Annotated in this window: 17 protein-coding genes; 14 read left to right on the top strand and 3 right to left on the bottom strand. The window is 39.1% G+C overall.

Annotated elements, in window-relative coordinates:
• Positions 1–41: 41 nt before the first annotated feature.
• The 3 genes from QOS06_RS08760 to QOS06_RS08750 are packed head-to-tail and all read right to left on the bottom strand — an operon-like array spanning position 42 to position 3,060.
• Positions 42–776: a LutC/YkgG family protein gene (locus QOS06_RS08760; RefSeq protein WP_078009829.1), complete on the bottom strand. Its 735-nt coding sequence runs from the start codon at positions 774–776 to the stop codon at positions 42–44.
• Positions 769–2,256, bottom strand: coding sequence for a LutB/LldF family L-lactate oxidation iron-sulfur protein (locus tag QOS06_RS08755; RefSeq protein ID WP_078009830.1), 1,488 nt, complete (start codon positions 2,254–2,256; stop codon positions 769–771). Before QOS06_RS08755 ends, QOS06_RS08760 begins: the two co-directional genes overlap by 8 nt.
• Positions 2,257–3,060: a (Fe-S)-binding protein gene (locus tag QOS06_RS08750; protein ID WP_172616828.1), complete on the bottom strand. Its 804-nt coding sequence runs from the start codon at positions 3,058–3,060 to the stop codon at positions 2,257–2,259.
• Positions 3,061–3,321: 261 nt separating this feature from the next.
• On the opposite strand from QOS06_RS08750, the gene trxB reads away from it, so the two are divergent.
• From trxB to QOS06_RS08680, 14 genes are all read left to right on the top strand, one after another.
• Entirely contained in the window at positions 3,322–4,254 is a 933-nt protein-coding gene (trxB, locus tag QOS06_RS08745) for a thioredoxin-disulfide reductase (RefSeq protein WP_003670453.1), read from the top strand.
• Between the two features lie 92 nt (positions 4,255–4,346).
• Complete coding sequence (locus QOS06_RS08740) at positions 4,347–5,516, top strand: ArgE/DapE family deacylase (RefSeq protein WP_283595838.1); 1,170 nt, start codon at positions 4,347–4,349, stop codon at positions 5,514–5,516.
• A 259-nt stretch (positions 5,517–5,775) separates the two neighbouring features.
• Positions 5,776–6,660 (top strand): amino acid ABC transporter substrate-binding protein, encoded by an 885-nt coding sequence (locus tag QOS06_RS08735; protein WP_085650067.1) that lies wholly within the window; start codon positions 5,776–5,778, stop codon positions 6,658–6,660.
• A gap of 45 nt (positions 6,661–6,705) precedes the next feature.
• Entirely contained in the window at positions 6,706–7,212 is a 507-nt protein-coding gene (locus tag QOS06_RS08730; protein WP_003670450.1) for an acyl-CoA thioesterase, read from the top strand.
• 89 nt (positions 7,213–7,301) lie between these two features.
• Positions 7,302–9,026 (top strand): phospho-sugar mutase, encoded by a 1,725-nt coding sequence (locus QOS06_RS08725; protein WP_085650068.1) that lies wholly within the window; start codon positions 7,302–7,304, stop codon positions 9,024–9,026.
• A gap of 167 nt (positions 9,027–9,193) precedes the next feature.
• On the top strand, positions 9,194–9,832 hold the full coding sequence (locus QOS06_RS08720; protein ID WP_003666416.1) for a YfbR-like 5'-deoxynucleotidase: 639 nt from the start codon (positions 9,194–9,196) through the stop codon (positions 9,830–9,832).
• Positions 9,833–9,937: 105 nt separating this feature from the next.
• Positions 9,938–10,213 (top strand): hypothetical protein, encoded by a 276-nt coding sequence (locus QOS06_RS08715; RefSeq protein ID WP_283595837.1) that lies wholly within the window; start codon positions 9,938–9,940, stop codon positions 10,211–10,213.
• 217 nt (positions 10,214–10,430) lie between these two features.
• Entirely contained in the window at positions 10,431–12,446 is a 2,016-nt protein-coding gene (gene uvrB, locus QOS06_RS08710; protein WP_283595836.1) for an excinuclease ABC subunit UvrB, read from the top strand.
• Positions 12,447–12,461: 15 nt separating this feature from the next.
• Positions 12,462–15,326, top strand: a complete 2,865-nt coding sequence (gene uvrA, locus QOS06_RS08705) for an excinuclease ABC subunit UvrA (protein WP_085680923.1) — start codon at positions 12,462–12,464, stop codon at positions 15,324–15,326.
• A gap of 268 nt (positions 15,327–15,594) precedes the next feature.
• Positions 15,595–16,926 (top strand): APC family permease, encoded by a 1,332-nt coding sequence (locus tag QOS06_RS08700; RefSeq protein WP_085680921.1) that lies wholly within the window; start codon positions 15,595–15,597, stop codon positions 16,924–16,926.
• 107 nt (positions 16,927–17,033) lie between these two features.
• Positions 17,034–17,906 carry an RNase adapter RapZ gene (gene rapZ, locus QOS06_RS08695; protein WP_283595835.1) on the top strand — a complete coding sequence of 291 codons (873 nt, stop codon included), beginning with the start codon at positions 17,034–17,036 and terminating at the stop codon, positions 17,904–17,906.
• A gap of 15 nt (positions 17,907–17,921) precedes the next feature.
• The gene (gene mgfK, locus QOS06_RS08690) at positions 17,922–18,908 is read left to right on the top strand and encodes a gluconeogenesis morphogenetic factor MgfK (protein ID WP_003670440.1); all 987 of its coding nucleotides are present in this window, start codon (positions 17,922–17,924) and stop codon (positions 18,906–18,908) included.
• A gap of 18 nt (positions 18,909–18,926) precedes the next feature.
• The gene (gene whiA, locus QOS06_RS08685) at positions 18,927–19,868 is read left to right on the top strand and encodes a DNA-binding protein WhiA (RefSeq protein ID WP_003670439.1); all 942 of its coding nucleotides are present in this window, start codon (positions 18,927–18,929) and stop codon (positions 19,866–19,868) included.
• A gap of 631 nt (positions 19,869–20,499) precedes the next feature.
• On the top strand, positions 20,500–20,631 hold the full coding sequence (locus QOS06_RS08680; protein WP_003666430.1) for a hypothetical protein: 132 nt from the start codon (positions 20,500–20,502) through the stop codon (positions 20,629–20,631).
• Positions 20,632–20,758 lie beyond the last annotated feature (127 nt).

The following is a 20,758-nucleotide window of genomic DNA, read 5'->3' as shown; positions in this document are numbered from 1 at the left end:
AACCTTCAAGATTCGTTATAGGGATCTTGAAGGTTTATTTTTTACATATCTTCAACAACTACATATTCCATATCAAGTGGGCCGTGAACACCAACGATTAACACCATTTCAATATCACCAGAATTGGATGGGCCGGTAATAAAGTTGATGTTTGATGTTTGTAAACTACCATCCTGAATTGCCTTTTGATAATAATCCATTGCTTGCCGTGAACGTGGTAAAATTTTGCTTTTTGGCACAATAGCTAGGTAATGAGTTGGAAGAAAATGAAACATCCGTCCTTGTTGTGGGTAGGTCGCAACTGTTACGGTCCCTGACTCAGCTAATAGAAAGTCCGCAAAGCCAATTGCTCCATCACTGTTATTTGCATTTACAATGTTTTGCCGCCCAAATTCAGGTTCCCAATAGTAAATAGGATCTACTCGTAAATTATCTTGCCATTTCCCCAATGAATAATCTTGCCATTTTTCTTCATCAAAGGAGGGAAGCATTAAACTTTTAATCTCCTTTTCTTGGATAAAATCATTAAGAGTGTGGCCAAGATCGGCTGATTTAACAACATGGAAATCAACATGAACTTCTTCGCTATTTTTGCGTGCAAGTTCAAGAAGTTCATCTTGGCTTTTTCCAGCAAGGGTAGTTTCTGGAAGATTATTAACGGGGACAAATGGATTTTCACCAAGCGTATGGCGAGGACGATTGGCAGCCTTTGCAATTCGATTTAAGAAGTCTTCTTGATTTTTAGCGGTGTTTGCTTCTTGTAAGTAATCAGTCATTTTCTTGCTCCTCCTCTTCTTCGTAATGACGATACCAATGCCGGAAGTTTTGGTGGTACTTTGGTGGAACAGCAAGATCACGAACATCTACCCAGCCATGAGCTAGTTTAGGAGCAATTGCGGGAAGGTGGTTAATTTTACCATCTGGATAAAGGTTCTTAATGTCTTTAGGAGTTGTCTTCTTGCCAAATGGCTCAAGAGCAATATGAGCAAATCGCATTGCATCATTAAAAAGCGTAGGGGAGCTCGTACCTTTACCAACTGCCTTCAAAAGAGCATTCGAAGGACTGTGATCTAAATGAAGTTCATCCATTTCTACATAACGGTGATGACGGATTAACTCATGAAGGGGAATTTTAACAGGACAAGTTTCCGTGCAAGCAGCACATAAACTACATGCATATGGCAATTCCTTGAATTCTTGATAACCGCCTAAAATTGGCGAAAGAACTTCACCCATTGGTCCAGGATAAATCGATCCATAGCCCTTTCCACCGACTTGCCGGTAAACGGGGCAAACGTTTAAGCAAGAACCACAACGAATACATTGCAGCATTGGTTCAAAGTCAGTGTTAAGCATCTTAGAACGACCATTATCGACTATTACAACATAGAAGTCATCTGGTCCATCTGCTTCATCCGCTTCTTTACCTTTTGAGAAAGTACAGTAACTAGTTAGTTTTTGACCAACTGCACTTCGACATAAAACATTGTCAAGGACTTCTGCTTCTTTCAAACTTGGCACAATTCGTTCCATCCCCATGACTACAACCTGGGTTTTAGGAATGGCCATACTAATATCGGCATTTCCTTCGTTGGTAACAAGGTTAATCATTCCATTATCAGCAATCGCAAAGTTACAGCCAGTAATGCCAAAGTCTGCTTGCATAAAGTAATTACGGAGATAGTGACGGACAAACCTAGCCATATGTTCAGGATCATTGTCACCGTCATAACCAAGCTTTTCAAATACTTTTTGAATTTGATTGCGGTTTTTATGCAGCGTGGGGAAAACAATATGTGTTGGTTCATCCCAATTATCTTCTTGCAAAATAAATTCAGCTAAATCTGTTTCCATTAATGAAAGTCCGGGGATTGTGAGTAATTCTTTATCCAATCCAATTTCAGTAGTCACCATTGACTTAGATTTAACAACATGATGAACGTTTTTCTTGATTGCCAATTGTTTGATAAAGGCACTTGCTTCGTTACCATCCTTGGCAAAGAAAACATGACCACCATTTTTTTGAACATTATCGCTGAATTCTTCAAGGTAATCCGGGAGATGCTTAATGACGTGTTGACGAATTTCAGCAGAAAGATCACGCCAGCCTTCCCAGTGTCCTAATTGACGCCGTGCTTCAGTTCGTTTTTGAAATTGAGCGTCTTGTGCTTTAGCAACCGATGCCCGCATAAATTTATCGGCTTCTGCGTCTTTAATTCGTTCAGTAAAAGGCTTATCGCTTGTGGCTATTCCCATCTAAAACACCCCGTTTCCGTTTGCTGGTACCATTACATGATCCGTATCTTTGACATAAGTGATTCGGCTAGTATCAACGTTATGATTAAGGACCTCAGCAATGTGCATAATTGTAATATGAGAGCCATCACGGCGACGGTTAATTCGTCCACCAATATTCATTAAACATGTTTGCTCGCAAGCAATAAGAATATGTGCTTTCGTCTTCAAAACATTATTTGCTTTATCATCAACCATCGCTTCAGAGAGAAGGGGTTCTTTAGCAGAGAATGTTCCACCAAAGCCACAACATAATTGAATGTTATGAAGGGGAATAAGCTCAAGTCCTTTAACATGTTCAAGTAGAACGATGGGGGCTGTCCGTTCACCAAGAAGACGGGTCATGTGGCAAGAACGGTGAAAGGTTGCTGTATCATCTAGTTCTGCACCACAATCAAGAATACCGAGAACCCGGTAAATAAATTGCGTTAGTTCAAAAGATTTATCATAAAGGATTTGCGCTTTCTTCGAATACTCTGGATCATCTTTGAAAATGTTCTTGTATTCATGAAGCATGGCAACACATGATCCAGAAGGCCCAACAATATAATCGGCGTCAATACTTAAAAGGGCATCGAGTTGATTTTTAAATGTAGCAATTGTTTCACGATCATAACCGCTATTATAAGTTGGTTGTCCGCAGCAAATTTGTTTATCGGGGAAAAATGTTTCGCAGCCAAAACGTTGGAGAAGTTCAACCGTTGCCTTTCCGACATCTGGATAAAGCAGATCAACAATACAAGTAGAAAAAATACAGACTTTCATACATGCGTGCATTAATTGGATGCACTTCGCCTCCTTAAAAATCGAAAAAATATAATTGCTTATCATAATAAGTATAACTCAAATATGATAATATTAGAGTTGAAAACGATTTAATTATTTGAAACTAATATATAAAATCATAATATTGATTATAGTTCGACAAGAATATTACTATTAAAAAGTAAGCAAAATGATAGACAAAAAGATCCAAAGTCTGTATGATATGGATAGTAAAAAAATTGTTCGAGGAGGAAGAGAGAAATGGCTGAAAATAAGCAATATGATGTTGTAATCATCGGTGCTGGGCCAGGTGGAATGACCGCAGCGATGTATGCATCACGAGCAAACCTATCTGTCTTGATGCTTGATCGTGGAATTTACGGCGGAAACTTGAATAATACTGCTGAAATTGAAAATTACACAGGATTCAAGAGTGTGAAGGGCCCTGAACTTGCCCAACAAATGTATGAAGGTGCAACTCAGTTTGGCGCAGAATATGCTTATGGAACAGTAACTAAAGTAGAACTTGATGGTGACTTAAAGAAGATCACTACTGACATGGATGAAACATATACTGCAAAGGCGGTTGTTATCGCTACTGGATCTGATCAGCGCCACCTCAATGTTCCAGGAGAAGAAGAATTTGGTGGCCGTGGTGTTTCATACTGTGCGGTTTGTGATGGAGCCTTCTTTAAGGGAAAGCATTTAATCGTTGTTGGCGGTGGTGATGCAGCTGTTGAAGAGGGAGTTTACTTAACGCAATTAGCCTCCAAAGTAACAGTGCTTGTTCGTCGTGATGAGCTCCGGGCTGAACCAATTATTCAAGCAGAAGCGATGAATAATGACAAGATTGAGTTTGTTTATAACACTAGTGTGACTGAAATTGTTGGGGATGATATTAAAGTAACAGGTGTTAAAACTCATAATAATAAGACTGGTGAAGATGGTGAAATGGCTGCAGATGGTGTCTTCATTTATGTTGGTAATTTCCCAAAGACCGCTGCTTTTAAGAATTTAGATATTCTTGATGATCAAGGCTGGGTAAAGACTGATGAGCGAATGCGGACAGCAGTACCAGGTATTTTTGCCATTGGGGACGTTCGTGAAACACCATTACGACAGGTTGCAACAGCTGTTGGTGATGGAGCGATTGCTGGCCAGCAAGTTTATCAATACATTAAATCGATGGATTAATAAAAAGGTGTTAGAGAAAAGCTCTAGCATCTTTTTTTATTTAGTGGTATAGTTTTGATTAAAATTTAGTTAGAAAAGGAGGGCGATTACCATTGGAAAATGATGAAAAAATAAAACTATTACAGAAGTTAATTCAGATTGATACAGTAAATGGTAGCGAAAAGGACGAAGCAAGTTATATTAAAAGGACCTTAGAAGATCATCATATTTCCTGTGAATTAGTTCCTTTTGCACCCAACCGCACCAATTTAATTGCGGAGATTGGTGATGAAAAGGGGCCGGTACTCGCTCTTTCTGGACATTTAGATACGGTAGCTGCAGGTGATTTCCAAAAATGGACATATCCACCATTTGCTGGCCAATTAGTAGACGGTAAAATCTATGGTCGGGGAGCAGTTGATATGAAGTCGGGATTGGCAGCCATGGTGGGTGCTTTAATTGAGCTTAAAGAAGCAGGTTTGCCAAAACATGGAAAGGTTCGCTTGATTGCCACTGTTGATGAAGAAGTTGGTGGTCAAGGTTCTCTTGAAATGACTGATAAAGGGTACGTTCATGATGTTGATGTGATGGTAATTGGGGAAGCAACTACTGGCCAAATTGAATATGCTCACTGTGGCTCTTTTGATTATATTGTTGAGTCTTATGGAAAATTGGCTCATAGTTCGCAACCAGAATTGGGAATTAATGCTGTTACAAATCTAGTGAAATTTATCAATAAAGAATCACGGGCGTTTGACGATGCAGCAGTAAGTCCCACCCTAGGAAAATTAATTCATAGTGTGACTGTCTTTCATGGTGGAGAGCAGTTAAATTCAATTCCTGATTACGCATATTTGAAGGGGAATGTTCGCACGATTCCAGAATGTGATAATCGGGAAACAGGAAAAAGACTACAATCAATCATTGATGAGTTAAACAAGGAGACAGGGGTTGAATTAAAACTAAAGATAGTTGCTAGTTTTATGCCAGTGGTTACAAATAAGCAAGATCGCTTCATTGCACTTGCTCAAACGGCAATTAAAAAGGTTAGCGGCAGGCAACCGGATGTAGTGATTTCTCATGGGGCAACGGATGCATCCCGCTATGTTTTAGACAATCACAATTTTCCAATAATTGAATACGGACCAGGGATTGAAAAGTTATCACACCAAATTGATGAACGTATTGCGCTTGATGATTATTTAACGGCTCAGCAAGCTTACGTTGAAATTGCTAAACAATATTTGAATAATACTAAAGACGATGAACAGGCTAGTAGTTAAGCATGACCGTACAGAGACTCCAGCTGGTGGAAAAGGAGCTTTTATGCTAATGAATCACACCTGGGAGTAAAGATTTTTTGACTGAAAGAAGAATCCGGGAGTCACCCGTTATCACAAAGAGTTTCGTCGCAAATGACTGAACTTAATGAGGCAGTTACTGTGAGGTAGCTGTGAAAAAAGGTGGCACCACGCATACTAAATACGTCCTTTGAAGATTTATTCTTCAGAGGGCGTTTTTTTGATAAAGGAGAAGATACGTATGAAGAAAAAGATAATTAATTTCGGATTAGTTTTAATATTGCTTTTACCTTTAATTGTTTTTGCAAGTGGCTTTAAGATTCAAAATGAGAATTACCGGGCAAACCACACAGATACGTGGGAAAGAATAAAGAAGCGGGGAACATTACTTATCGGGGTTGATGATACCTTTGTTCCGATGGATTTTCGAAAAAAGAACGGTCAATTGGTTGGTTATGATGTTGATTTATCTCGCGCAGTTGCGAAAGTTTTAGGATTAAAAGCTGATTTTCAGTCAATTGATTGGTCAATGAAGGAAACCGAATTAAAAAATGGCACAATTGATTGTATTTGGAACGGTTATACAGCTACTCCTTCCCGACAAAAACGAATTGCATTTAGCAGAGTTTATGAGCTATCTGGCCAATCATTGGTGGTACGAAAAGATAGTAAAATTAAAAATTTCGCGGATATGAAAGGAAAAACGTTGGGAATTCAAGAAAGCTCAACTGCTCAAACTGATTTTGACAAATATCCCCAAGTATTGAAGAAACTAGTTAAAGGACAGAAGCCAATTCTTTATCAAGATAACTCGAGTGCTTTCATGGATCTGCAAGCAGGCCGCACACAAGGAGTACTTGCCGGGACTGTCTATGCCGGCTATTATGCGACCCACATTGCAAATAATAATAATTATAAATTGATTTCAGCATCTGCTTATCCTGCAGACCGGGTTGCGATTGGAATGAGGAAGGGGGACCGGACGCTTATTAATAAAATTAACTATGCTCTTGGGGTTCTTCAAAAAGATGGTACCTTACGACGGATTAATAAAAAATGGCTAGGAATTAATAGTAATTATCTGGGACCGGTTGCTGAATTTCGAAAATCCAACAATAATCGTTAATGATTTGTTAAAATTTTATATAACAAGGACTAAGGAGGTTTTTTAATGGGTGCAATCAAATGTAATGATACATTAGCGGTGTCAATTCATCGGATTCGTAATTCAGATTTAAACGAACACGGGACAGTATACGGGGGACGAATCTTGGAATTAATTGATGGTCAAGCCTCGGTAGCAGCAATGCGAGTAGCTCGAACAACAGTTGCAACAGTATCAATGGATGAGATCCAATTTCTGCGACCATTTGACCTTCAAGATTCAATGTGTATGGAGGCATACGTTACCGGCTTTGGGAAGCGATCAATTGAAGTATTTACAAAAGTAATTGGCGAGCACTTGATGACCGGTGAACGTTTCCTCGGCTTTTATTGTTTTATGACTTTTGTAATTCTTGATCCTGAAAAACAAACGGCATTTAATAAATTAATTCCGGAAACTGAAGAGCAAAAGACGTTAATGGCAACATATTCTCAACGTGTTAAACAACGGCAAATCCAGCGGCAAAAACAGCAAGAATTTCTGCCTCATATTTCAATTTCCAAGCCGTGGTAAAACTTTAGTAAATTTTTAAGTAAAAAGCGACAGATAGCATTTTATGCGGTATACTAAAAAGCAGAGTATGACATAAAGGAGACATTATTGTGAGCTGGAAAGATACTTATAAGGTTTGGCAAGAACGAACAGATCTTGAACCAGACTTAAAGCAAGAATTAGCTGCAATGAGCGACGATAAAGAAATTGAAGATGCCTTTTACGGTCCATTATCATTCGGAACTGCAGGAATGCGGGGACTAATGGGACCAGGAATTAACCGGATGAATGTTTACACTGTCCGTCAAGCAACTGAAGGTTTGGCAACTTTAATGGATTCATTGGGTGATGATATTAAAAAACGAGGAGTCGCTATTGGTTACGATTCTCGGCACAACTCCCGTAAATTTGCTCATGATGCTGCTCGTGTATTAGGTGCTCATGGGATTAAGGTTTACATCTATGATAATTTACGCCCAACGCCTGAATTGTCATTTGCAGTTCGTCACATGGGGACTTATGCGGGAATCATGATTACCGCTAGTCATAACCCTAAGGAATACAATGGTTACAAGATTTACGGTGAAGATGGCGGACAGATGCCACCTAAAGAATCTGACATGATGACAGGTTACATCCGTAAGATTGATGATATTTTTGACATTGCTTTAGCTGATGAACAAGAAATGCTTGACAATGGTTTGGAAACAATCATGGGTGAAGATGTTGATGCTGCATACCTTGCTAATGCTAAGGGTGTAACTGTTAATCCTGAATTAGCCAAGGAATACGGTAAAGATATGAAATTTGTCTTTACCCCATTATGTGGAACTGGCCGAATGCTTGGTGAACGGGCATTGCGTCAAGCTGGTTTTACAAATTATGAAATGGAACCAACTGAAGCACAACCAAATGGTGATTTCCCTGGTTTGGAACATCCTAATCCAGAATTCCCAGAAGCATTTGTTCGTTCCATTGCCCTTGGTAAAAAAGTTGATGCAGATGTGTTGATCGCCACGGACCCTGATGCTGACCGGCTTGGATGTGCAGTTCGTCAACCAGATGGTGAATATCAATTGCTAACTGGTAATCAAATTGCTTCTATCATGCTTGCCTACATTCTTGAAGCGCATAAACAAGCGGGAACCTTACCAAAGAATGCTGCTGCGGTAAAATCAATTGTTTCTACTAACTTCGCTGCTAAGATCGCAGAAAGTTACGGCGTTGAGATGATCAATGTTTTAACTGGTTTCAAGTGGATCGCTGACCAAATTCATCAATATGAGACTGGCAAAGCTGATCATACCTTTATGTTTGGTTTTGAAGAAAGTTATGGTTACCTTATTAAGCCATTTGTTCGTGACAAGGATGCTATCCAATCCTTAACTTTACTTGCTGAGGTTGCCGCTTATTACCGTAGTCGTAACATGACCCTTTACGATGGCTTACAAGAATTGTTTAAGAAGTACGGCTACTTCCGCGAAAAGACAATTGCTAATACTTATGCTGGTGTTGATGGCCCAGCTAAGATTAAGGCTTTAATGAAGAAGTTCAGAGAAGAAGCCCCAACTCATTTTGCCGGTCATCAAGTAGTAGTTACTGAAGACTTCGCTAATGGGACTAAAACTACAGCTGATGGCGAAGTAAGTGAATTAGGTATCCCAGAATCAAATGTATTGCGTTACATTCTTGATGATGATACTTGGATTGCTATTCGTCCATCGGGAACTGAACCAAAGCTTAAGTTCTACATTGGTACAAGTGCTGATACCTTAGATAAGGCAAATGAAAAATTAGCTGATTTCGAAAAGGCTTTACAAGAGTTTGCTGAATAATAATAACTGAGAGACTGTTGAAAAAACTTTGCTTTTTTCAACAGTCTCTGTTTTTATATACGATATTGGGGATGTCACTAAGATTAAATTTTTCCTCACCTTTCTTGAAATTTCGCCAAAAAATTGTATGATTGTACAAATTAATTATTTTTTGGGAGGACTTCATCGTGGGAATGCATGAATATCTGAAAAGTTTAAGCGACCTCGAAATGATTAACCGCGCTCCAGGATATTTTAAATTTGAGGAACACAATGTGGCTGCCCATTCATTTAAGGTAACGCAAGCAGCACAAATGCTTGGTGATATTGAAGAACAAGCCGGAAATGAAATTGATTGGCGTTCTTTATATGAAAAAGCTCTTAATCATGACTATACAGAACGCTTTATTGGTGACATCAAAACACCGGTAAAGTATGCTACCCCTGAATTGCGCTCAATGCTGGCGCGGGTTGATAAATCATTAACAGAAAACTTTATTCAATCTGAAATTCCGGCTGAGTTCCGGGCAGCTTATGAACGACGATTTGCGGAAGGGAAAGATGATACTTTAGAAGGTAAAATCCTCGCGGTTGCTGATAAGATTGATCTTATGTATGAATCATTTGGTGAGATCCAAAAAGGTAATCCTGAACCAGTTTATATGGATATTTATAAGTCGAGCTTGACGGCAATTATGGATTTTCGTGATATGGCTAGTGTCCAGTATTTCCTTAAGAAGATTTTGCCAGAATTATTAAAAGATAATGCAGATGGTAATGCGAAAAACCAATTAGCAATTATTACTACGCAAATTATTCAACAATAATTTATGCTTTTAGGCTTCCTTTTATCAAATAGTTGATTTTTGCAAGCGCTTTCTTATAATAGAAGTAGAAGGTAAAAATTAACAAAGTAAAGGGAGGCGGCAAGGATGACACCAAGTTTATTTGCAGGAACATTTGCAATTTTAGTATTGTGGCTAATCGTTGATATTATCTGGGAATTGAGTCGACCAAGAGACATTGTAATGCGGCGCCTCTGTGCTTGGCTTAATCTTATTGCGATTATTGGTGGTTTTTCTGTATTTTATGGAGTAACCCATTTTGATAATGCTAATCTTGTTCCGTGGTTTATTTGTTTGAATTGGATTAATGTTGTTGCCGCGGGCTTACAATTTTACTTTGGTTACTTTCGGCAAATTAAATGATAAATAAAATATTTTAAGAAGTGAGTGAAAATGGGCCTGTTTGGAGAGATTGTTTTCTACTCACTTTTTTACTGTAAATTTATAGACGAATACATGTTTGGGTGATAAACTAATAACAGTAAATAATAAATAGTCAGTGATAAGTGGGATGCGGTAATTTATGAAGTTGCGATTCCACTTTATTTTATTTAACTGCGACGTAAGGGAGGAATTTCTTTTGATTTACCGGCAACCAGATAAAAAATTTGAACTAGTGTCAGAGTACAAACCAACCGGCGATCAGCCCCAAGCAATTAATCAATTGACAAAGGGGATTGAAGATGGTGAAAAAGCTCAAATCTTATTAGGAGCAACAGGAACAGGAAAAACATTTACAATCTCAAATGTGATTGCCAATGTTAATAAGCCAACTTTGATTCTTTCCCATAATAAAACTTTAGCTGGACAGCTCTATGGTGAAATGAAAAAATTCTTCCCTCACAATGCGGTTGAATATTTTGTTTCCTACTATGACTACTATCAACCGGAAGCATATGTTCCATCTAGTGATACTTATATTGAAAAAGATGCGTCAATTAATGATGAGATTGATAAGCTGCGGCACTCTGCCACCACTTCCTTACTGGAACGAAATGATGTAATTGTCGTTGCCTCTGTTTCTAGTATTTTTGGATTAGGGGATCCTCGAGAATACCAAAATAGTGTTCTTTCTTTGCGCGTTGGTCAAGAAATTGAACGTGATCGATTGTTGACTGCACTGGTTAATATTCAATTTGATCGCAATGATATTGATTTTCAACGGGGGCGTTTCCGCGTTCGTGGCGATGTAGTTGAAATCTTTCCGGCGTCGCGTGATGAACGAGCATTGCGAATTGAATTCTTTGGGGATGAGATTGATCGGATTCGTGAAGTTGATGCGCTGACAGGCGAAGTGATTGGTGACCGGGACCATGTTTCTATCTTCCCGGCTACTCACTTTATGACTAATGAAGAAGTCATGGATCGGGCATTGCCACAAATTGAAGCTGATATGAAGAAACAAGTAAAGAAGTTTACTGATGAGGGAAAGCTTCTTGAAGCAGAGCGAATTCAACAACGGACAACTTATGATATTGAAATGATGCGTGAGATGGGCTATACCAATGGAATTGAGAATTATTCGCGTTACATGGATGGTCGAAAGTCCGGCGAACCTCCCTATACCTTATTAGATTTCTTCCCTAAAGATTTCTTATTAGTTGTTGATGAATCCCATCAAACCATGCCGCAAGTACGGGGAATGTATAACGGGGACCGAGCGCGGAAACAAATGTTAATTGATTATGGGTTCCGCTTACCAAGTGCTCTTGACAATCGACCATTAAAACTACCAGAATTTGAACAACATGTTAATCAAGTTGTATATATGTCTGCAACCCCAGGCCCATATGAAATGGAACAGACAGACCACGTTGCTCAGCAAATTATTCGACCGACTGGGTTACTTGACCCAACAGTTGAGGTTCGCCCGGTAATGGGACAGATTGACGACCTAGTTGGTGAAATTAACAAACGTATTGAGAAAAATGAACGTGTTTTTGTTACGACCCTGACGAAAAAGATGTCCGAAGACCTTACTGATTATCTAAAAGATATGGGGTTAAAGGTCAAATACCTTCATAGTGATATTAAGACTCTTGAACGAACGCAAATCATTCGTGATCTCCGTCTTGGTAAATTTGATGTTCTTGTTGGAATTAACCTCTTGCGGGAAGGGCTAGACGTTCCAGAAGTATCCTTGGTCGCCATTCTTGATGCCGATAAGGAAGGCTTTTTACGTAATGAACGTTCACTTATTCAGACGATTGGTCGCGCGGCCCGGAATGAGAATGGGGCAGTAATTATGTATGCTGATACCGTGACTGACTCGATGCAAAAGGCAATGGATGAAACAAAGCGGCGACGGACGATTCAGATGAAATACAATGAAGAACATCACATTACGCCGCATACAATCATCAAGCCAATTCAAGAAGCAATTACTGTTACTAAGAAAGCAACGGATGAAGCTGAAGCAGATAACAGTGCTGAATTTACTGACAAAGATTTTGCAAAGCTAGATAAAGAGGCCCAAGCAAAGATGCTTGATGAATTAACAGAGCAAATGCGCTCTGCTGCTAAACGCCTTGACTTTGAACAGGCTGCTACGCTTCGTGATACGATAATGGAATTAAAGACAAAAGCAAAAAAATAGAGGAGGGATTATTTCGTGGCAAATGATAAGATCATAATTCATGGGGCACGGGCTCATAACCTAAAAAATATTGATATTACTATTCCGAAAAACAAGTTAGTCGTTGTAACTGGCCTATCGGGTTCTGGAAAGAGTTCTTTAGCTTTTGATACATTATATGCAGAAGGACAACGACGCTACGTGGAAAGTTTATCGGCTTATGCGCGGCAATTTTTAGGCCAGATGGATAAGCCAGATGTAGATTCGATTGACGGGTTATCTCCAGCAATTTCAATTGACCAAAAAACAACATCCCATAATCCGCGTTCAACGGTCGGAACCGTGACTGAAATTAACGATTTTCTCCGCTTACTATGGGCACGGGTTGGTATACCAATTTGTCCGAACGATAATATTCCAATTACTAGTCAGTCACCAGAACAAATGGTGGATCGGGTACTAGAATTGCCTGAACGGACACGTCTGCAAATTCTTTCGCCGGTTGTTCGTGATAAAAAGGGAACACAAAAGAAAGTCTTTGAAACAATTAAGCGTGAGGGATTTGTCCGAGTTCAAGTGGATGGCGAAACTTATGACCTTGATTCAGTCCCTGAATTAGATAAAAATAAAAAACATACGGTTAATGTCGTGATTGATCGAATCATCATCAAAGAGGGAATTAGGTCGCGGTTATTTGACTCCTTTGAATCGGCTCTCCGCTTAAGCGATGGTTATGCAATTGCTGATGTGATTGGTGGAGACCCAATTCCATTTTCTGAACAATATGCCTGTCCCATTTGTGGATTTACAGTTGGTGAATTAGAGCCACGGTTATTCTCCTTTAATGCTCCTACTGGTGCTTGTCCAGAATGTGAAGGGTTAGGATTGAAACTTGAAGTAGATATTGATTTAGTGGTTCCTGACCGAACAAAGACCTTAAAAGAAAGGGCAATTGTTCCCTGGAATCCAATCTCATCGCAATACTATCCCCAAATGTTAGAACAATTCTGCAAGTCGGTTGGCATTGATATGGATACTCCTTTCAATAAGTTGCCTAAAAAGCAACAACAACAGATTTTGTACGGTAATGGTGAAACACCATTCCACTTCCATTATGAGAATGACTTTGGTGGCATTCGGGATGTCGATGTGCCATTTGAAGGTGTTATCAATAATATTAGCCGACGATACCGGGAGACTAACTCAGATTTTACAAGGGAACAAATGAGAAAGTATATGACTGAGCTTCCATGTCCGGTTTGTCATGGTTACCGGCTAAACCAGCGGGCCTTAGCAGTAAAGATTGATGGGCGAAATATCGGTGAAGTTTCCGCTTTATCAATTAGTGATTCCCTTGAATTCTTTAAGAGCATCAAACTTTCTGCACAAAAAAATGAAATTGCTAAGCCGATTTTAAAAGAAATAATTGATCGATTAACCTTTATGAAAAATGTTGGTGTTGAATATCTAACTTTAAGTCGCTCAGCACGAACTCTTTCAGGGGGAGAAGCTCAGCGAATTCGATTAGCAACCCAAATTGGTTCTAATTTATCAGGAGTAATGTATGTCCTTGATGAGCCGTCAATTGGACTTCATCAACGAGATAATGACCGTTTGATTGAGTCGTTAAAGGCTATGCGTGACCTTGGTAATACACTTGTTGTTGTAGAACATGATGAAGATACAATGCGCGCGGCCGATTACATTGTTGATATTGGCCCTGGAGCTGGTGAAAATGGAGGCCAAGTGATGGCAGCCGGAACTCCTAAGCAAATTATGCGATCACGGAAATCCTTAACTGGCCAATACTTATCAGGGAAAAAATTTATTCCAGTACCTCAAGAGCGTCGAGGAGGTAACGGTAAGAAAATTACTATTACAGGAGCAGCGGAAAATAACTTAAAGGATATTACAGTTGATTTTCCACTTGGTGAGTTTATTTGCGTAACGGGGGTTTCTGGTTCAGGGAAGTCAACCCTTGTTAATATGATTCTCAAAAGGGTCTTGGCACAAAAATTAAATAATAATTCAGCAAAGCCTGGCAAGTACAAGTCGATTAGCGGGGTCGAAAATATTGAGAAAGTTATCAATATTGATCAATCGCCAATTGGTCGTACTCCACGAAGTAACCCTGCAACTTATACGGGAGTCTTTGATGACATCCGTGAATTATTTGCCCAAACCAACCAAGCTAAAATGCGTGGTTATACTAAGGGGCGTTTTAGCTTTAATGTTAAGGGTGGGCGTTGTGAAGCCTGCCGCGGGGACGGAATTATTAAAATTGAAATGAACTTCTTGCCAGATGTTTATGTGCCATGTGAAGTTTGTCATGGAACACGTTATAATTCTGAAACACTTGAAGTTGAATACAAGGGCAAGAATATTGCTGAGGTCCTTAATATGACTGTTTCGGAAGCTCTTGAATTCTTTAGTGCGATTCCAAAAATTAAGCGCAAATTGCAAACTATTGAAGACGTTGGGCTGGGTTATGTTCACCTTGGTCAACCAGCAACTACCCTTTCAGGTGGAGAAGCTCAACGAATGAAATTAGCAGCTGAACTTCACCGGCAGTCTCACGGTAAGAGTTTCTATATTTTAGATGAGCCAACTACTGGATTGCACATGGATGATATCAAGCGCTTATTAGCTGTCCTGCAGCGGTTAGTCGATATGGGAAATACTGTTTTAGTGATTGAACATGATTTAGATGTTGTGAAATCAGCGGACTGGCTAATTGACCTTGGCCCTGAAGGAGGAGCTGGTGGAGGTAATGTTGTCGCTACCGGAACACCAGAGCAAGTAGCAGAAGTAAAGGGAAGCTACACTGGTAAATATTTAAAAGAGATGCTCGAACGTGATCAAAAATGGGCAGAAGAACGAGAAGCCAAGCAAAAAAAGTAGTTGCAATCTAATTCTTCTAATGGTATTCTAATAAAAATCAACGTACACGAAACGAGGGAAAAGAAATGTTATTTTTTAATAATCAAAATCAACAGTTTTCTTCCTCCTCAGCCTCTAACTCTATTAAGGCTGAGTGATTTTGGTGTACCCAATCAATAGGTTTATACAGACTCGGGTTCTCTATTAATCATTTGGCGTGACCAAATTGCATTAATAGGTGATATCCCGGGTTTTTATTTTGCCTAATATTAAGAATGGAGGAATGATGATGAATCAACAGCCAACAGATGAACTAAAAAGGTCGCTTGGATTCTGGTCCGCTATTTCGATTGTTATTGGGACAATTATTGGATCGGGAATATTCTTTAAACAAGGATCTGTTCTTGATAGCGCTGGCACATCTACTCTTGCAATTGCAGCCTGGGTATTTGGAGGAATTATTACTTTAACTGGTGGATTAACAGTGGCGGAAATTGGTGCCCAAATGCCATATACCGGGGGACTATATGTCTATATTGAAAACTTATATGGTCGCCTTTTAGGATTTTTAGCCGGGTGGATGCAAGTAATTGTTTATGGGCCAGCAATTATTGCTTCAGTTGCCGGATTTATGAGTATTTTAATGGCAAACTTCTTTGGTTTAGGAACCCAGTGGCGAATACCTTTAGCAGTGATTACAGTGATTGCCATTGGCGTAATGAACCTTTTTGAAAATAAAGTTGGGGCAATTTTTTCGATTATCACGACTGCTGGAAAAATGATTCCAATTGCGGCAATTATTATCTTTGGTTTGTTCTGGGGGCATCAAGATGCTTTTGGTCAAACGGTTACCGAAATTCACCAATCAACTGGTGGGTTTGGGGTAGCAGTTTTAGCAACCTTATTTGGTTATGATGGTTGGATTTTAATCGCAAACCTTGGGGGAGAAATGAAAAATCCCCAAAAATTATTGCCACGAGCTATTATTTTAGGGATTACTGCTGTTCTTATTATTTATACTTTAATTACTGTTGGGATTCTTAAGTTCCTTCCAGTTAACACTATTCATCGGCTAGGTGAAAATGCAACTGCATACTTAGCGGTGAAAGCTTTTGGCGCAATTGGAGGAAAATTGCTGTCAGCCGGAATTATTATTTCGATGATGGGGACTTTGAACGGGAAAATGATTACTTTCCCCCGGATTGTATACGCAATGGCGCGTCGTCATGATTTGCCATTCTCACGCTATCTCGCATATATCACGCCAAAGGGTAAGTCACCAGTAGTCGCAACGATGTTTATTATCATTCTTGCAACGGTTATGATGTTCTTCTTTGACCCTGATCACTTATCAGATTTGTGTGTGTTTACCGTTTATTGTTTCTATCTTTTAGCATTCTTTGGGATCTTCATTTTAAGACATAAGAATAAGGGACCGCGCCCATTCAGCACACCGCTTTACCCCTTAGTGCCAATTATTGCGATTGCTGGTGGAATCTTTGTCCTCGTAAGTGAAGTTATGAATGATCCAGCTGGTGTAATTCTTTTTATCGGAATCGTCATCGTAGGATTACCAATCTTATATATTGTTAAACGGATGGATCAACGACGGATGCATTAATATTTAAGGCTGAGTTTGACTTGGCCTTTTTTGTTGCTCAAATAAGACACACCCGGCTTGATGTGATAAAATAGTTGGGTAGCTGTATGCGAAAAGAGGAACTAGTGATGGTAGATAAAAAATTAAAAGTAGTAATTATTACAGGGATGAGTGGTGCGGGGAAAACCGTTGCCGTTCATAGCTTAGAAGATTTAGGATATTTCGTAATTGATAACATGCTTCCTGGATTGGCAGAACGTTTTGTTGATGTGATAGAAGATTCGAGAGAGTTTGATAAAATCGCCATGGTAATGGATATGCGTTCACGCGGATTTTACGATGAGGTTTTACCAAACTTTGAAAAACTGAAAAAACGGGCTGATTTAGATGTGAAACTACTCTTCTTAGATGCTAATGATGTCACGTTAATTTCACGTTATAAGGAAACAAGACGTTCTCATCCCTTATCTCCACAAGGTCGGATACTTGATGGGGTAGAATTAGAACGAAAGCTTTCAACAGATCTTAAGAGTCAAGCGGATATAGTAATTGACACCACTAATGTGACACCACGAAATCTAAAGTTAAGGCTTAATAAATTATTCGGACATGGTGAAGGTAATGACTTTTATGTTGAAGTAATGTCATTTGGGTTTAAATATGGGTTGCCACTTGATGCGGATATCGTAATGGATGTTCGTTTCCTCCCTAATCCATTCTATATTCCAGAATTAAAGCACTTAACGGGAAATGATCCAGCTGTTCAAAATTATGTTGTGCAGAGTCCGCTGGCTAAGGAATTTTACCAGCATTTACGGTCGCTCTTAGAGATTGCTCTTCCGGGTTACATTAAGGAGGGAAAGAGCAGCCTGACCATTGCAATTGGGTGTACGGGCGGTCAACACCGGTCCGTAACTATTGCTAACAAATTATCTGCTGATTTAAAAGAAAAGGGATATAAAGTAAATACTTACCATCGCGATATTGAGAAGGCAAAGTAAAGAGGAGTTTTAATTATGTTGCATAAACCAAAGATTGTAGTGATTGGCGGAGGAACTGGTCTACCGGTTGTCCTTCGTGGATTGCGCGATCAAAATGTTGATGTTACGGCAGTCGTAACAGTAGCTGATGATGGTGGTTCTTCAGGAATTTTACGAAACTATATTAACGTGGTTCCACCTGGTGATATTAGAAACGGTTTAGTTGCGTTATCAGAATTACCTGATCTCGAACTTGATATTTTTCAATATCGTTTTAAGAGTAGTGACCAGTTCTTTGCCGGGCATGCGATTGGTAATTTAATTATTTCTGCTTTGTCTGAAATGAAGGGTGGTATTTTTACCGCTGTTCAAGAGTTATCAGAAATGATGAAGATTAATGGACATATTTATCCTGTTGCTAATGAGCCGTTGACCTTAAATGCTGAATTTACAGACGGTACAAAGTTAAGTGGTGAATCGGAAATAACGGCTGCCCATAAGCAAATTAAACGGGTCTGGGTAACACCTTCTAAAGATAATGATGGGCATCCTGCTCGTCCTGTGTCAGAGGTTATAACAGCAATAAAGAACGCAGATCAAATTGTCCTTGGCCCTGGAAGCTTATTTACTAGCATCCTGCCAAACTTGATGATTTCTGAAGTAGGGCAAGCTGTTTACGAAAGTAAGGCTGAAGTTGTCTATATTTGCAATATTATGACGCAAAAAGGTGAAACGGATAACTTTACAGATGCTGATCATGTTCGGGTATTAAACCATCACCTTGGGAAGAATTTTATTAATACGGTCTTAGTCAATATTCAACCTGTTCCAGAAAATTATCTTGATTTTCAGGAATGGAATGAAATTTCTCAACCAGTTAAGCATGATTTCCAAGGGCTACGAGCACAGCATTGTCGTGTAATTAGTTCAAATTTTCTGCGGCTAAAAGACAATGGTGCCTTCCATGATCGTGATAAAGTTGTAGCAGAATTAATGAATCGACTTCACCAAGTTCACGAGTAGTTAGGAGACTGATGCTAGATGTCATATGCAAGCGAAGTAAAGAAAGAATTAACAGGAATTACTGTTCATCGGGATAATGCAAAGGCAGAATTGATGGCCCTTATTCGGATGAACGGGTCGATTGGCATTGCTGACCACCAGTTAGTTTTGAATGTTCAGACTGAAAACCCGGCAATTGCGCGACGAATCTATTCACTTTTAAAACAATTTTACGGGGTAGAAAGTGAAATCGTGGTTCGTCGTAAAATGAAATTAAAAAAGAATAACCAATATATAGTTCGCTTACGCTATCATGCACAACATGTCTTAGATGATCTTGGTATTTTACAAAATTATCAAATTAAAGAACAAGTACCTGTAGAATTACTTAAGGATGAATGGATGGTCCGTTCATATCTAAGAGGTGCGTTTTTAGCGGGGGGATCAGTGAATAATCCTGAAACTTCTCGCTACCACTTGGAGATATACTCCCTTTATGAAGAACATAATGAGATCATTGCTCAGATGATGAACAAGTTTGGTTTGAATGCTCAAACAACCGCTCGCCGTAGTGGTTTTATCGTTTACTTGAAAGAAGCCGAAAAAATTGCGGATTTTATGTCATTAATTGGTGCAACTAATTCAATGCTTCAATTTGAGAATGTTCGAATTGTACGAGATATGCGGAATTCAGTTAACCGATTAGTAAATTGTGAAAATGCTAACCTGAATAAGATTGCGAATGCGTCAACGCGCCAAATCGAAAATATTGAATTTATTGATTCACGAGTAGGTCTTAACAGCTTACCTGATAAGTTGCGGGAAATTGCAGAAACGCGATTAGCCCATCAAGAGGTTAGTCTAAAAGAATTAGGGGAATTGGTTCCTGGTGGTCCAATTTCCAAGTCGGGTGTTAACCATCGTTTACGTAAATTGAATGCTTATGCTGATGAGTTGCGTGCATCACAGGTTAAACAATAAAAAACCTTTGAGGGGACTGTGACATAAGTTAAGTTACTTTCATAAAAAGCAAATACGCAGTACAACAACGGCCTCTAATGTCCGGTAAAGCCGAACGTTAGAGGCCTATTGTTGCTTGCGGGGGCTCGAAAACGAAGTCACAAGTGACTTCTGTCTCGCTCCCCTCAAAGGTTTTATTTTATCTTCTTTAAGTGAAATTTATTTCTTATTTATACTTTCGCTAATTAGTGCTAATTCAGCTGCTGCGCATTCTTGATCTAATTCGTTCCAGTTAGCGGTAACGTTAAAAACGTTTAATTTATTTACTGACATTATAACATCCTCCTTGACCTTATACCTTTATTCTCTTTCATCTACATTTTGTATCATACTACAATTGGTCTAAAAAGTTAACTGTTATAATATCAGTATTTGAAGAATGTTTTTACAGATCGGTATAGTTCGATTGCTGAAATTACTAATGTAATAGCAAAGTTAATCGTTTATCAAAGTTAGATAAATTGTTAAATTTTGGAAATGGCATTCACGGGATAGTTGTTTTGGATTAAGGGAGACTTGCTTTTTAAAACAATGACCGGTATAATTGGAACGTTAATTAATTTACGTTTAATATTAAAGGAGGCAAAGTAACATGCGTAAAGCACACCCATACGGCGTACAAGGCCGTCGCCCAATCGCTTCAAAGTACAAGCGAGCATTAAAAGAAAAGAAGATCGAAGCTATTCGTAAGTGGGCTAAGGAAAAGCCAGCTGAAGAAAAGTAATTCAGTCTATAAAAGCTATGCAATTCAGTGCATAGCTTTTATTTTTTAATAACGCCGTTTGTAAAATTAAGTTAGAAAAATAGAAAAGCCATTTGTGGTAGACTTTTGAATACCCCTAAACAAAAGA

Origin of the sequence: Limosilactobacillus sp. DJ3M12, from assembly GCF_947381695.1 — a bacterium.
GTDB lineage: Bacteria > Bacillota > Bacilli > Lactobacillales > Lactobacillaceae > Limosilactobacillus > Limosilactobacillus kinnaridis.
Note: the sequence above shows the minus strand (reverse complement) of the source record. Positions and strands in the feature narration are given on the sequence as shown.

What these genes read in the sequence shown, in the direction of transcription:
- QOS06_RS08760 (WP_078009829.1), bottom strand. Translation starts at nt 776, where the DNA reads ATGACTGATTACTTACAAGAAGCAAACACCGCTAAAAATCAAGAAGAC.
- QOS06_RS08755 (WP_078009830.1), bottom strand. Translation starts at nt 2,256, where the DNA reads ATGGGAATAGCCACAAGCGATAAGCCTTTTACTGAACGAATTAAAGAC.
- QOS06_RS08750 (WP_172616828.1), bottom strand. Translation starts at nt 3,060, where the DNA reads ATGAAAGTCTGTATTTTTTCTACTTGTATTGTTGATCTGCTTTATCCA.
- trxB (WP_003670453.1), top strand. Translation starts at nt 3,322, where the DNA reads ATGGCTGAAAATAAGCAATATGATGTTGTAATCATCGGTGCTGGGCCA.
- QOS06_RS08735 (WP_085650067.1), top strand. Translation starts at nt 5,776, where the DNA reads ATGAAGAAAAAGATAATTAATTTCGGATTAGTTTTAATATTGCTTTTA.
- QOS06_RS08730 (WP_003670450.1), top strand. Translation starts at nt 6,706, where the DNA reads ATGGGTGCAATCAAATGTAATGATACATTAGCGGTGTCAATTCATCGG.
- QOS06_RS08715 (WP_283595837.1), top strand. Translation starts at nt 9,938, where the DNA reads ATGACACCAAGTTTATTTGCAGGAACATTTGCAATTTTAGTATTGTGG.
- QOS06_RS08700 (WP_085680921.1), top strand. Translation starts at nt 15,595, where the DNA reads ATGAATCAACAGCCAACAGATGAACTAAAAAGGTCGCTTGGATTCTGG.
- rapZ (WP_283595835.1), top strand. Translation starts at nt 17,034, where the DNA reads ATGGTAGATAAAAAATTAAAAGTAGTAATTATTACAGGGATGAGTGGT.
- mgfK (WP_003670440.1), top strand. Translation starts at nt 17,922, where the DNA reads ATGTTGCATAAACCAAAGATTGTAGTGATTGGCGGAGGAACTGGTCTA.
- whiA (WP_003670439.1), top strand. Translation starts at nt 18,927, where the DNA reads ATGTCATATGCAAGCGAAGTAAAGAAAGAATTAACAGGAATTACTGTT.
- QOS06_RS08680 (WP_003666430.1), top strand. Translation starts at nt 20,500, where the DNA reads ATGCGTAAAGCACACCCATACGGCGTACAAGGCCGTCGCCCAATCGCT.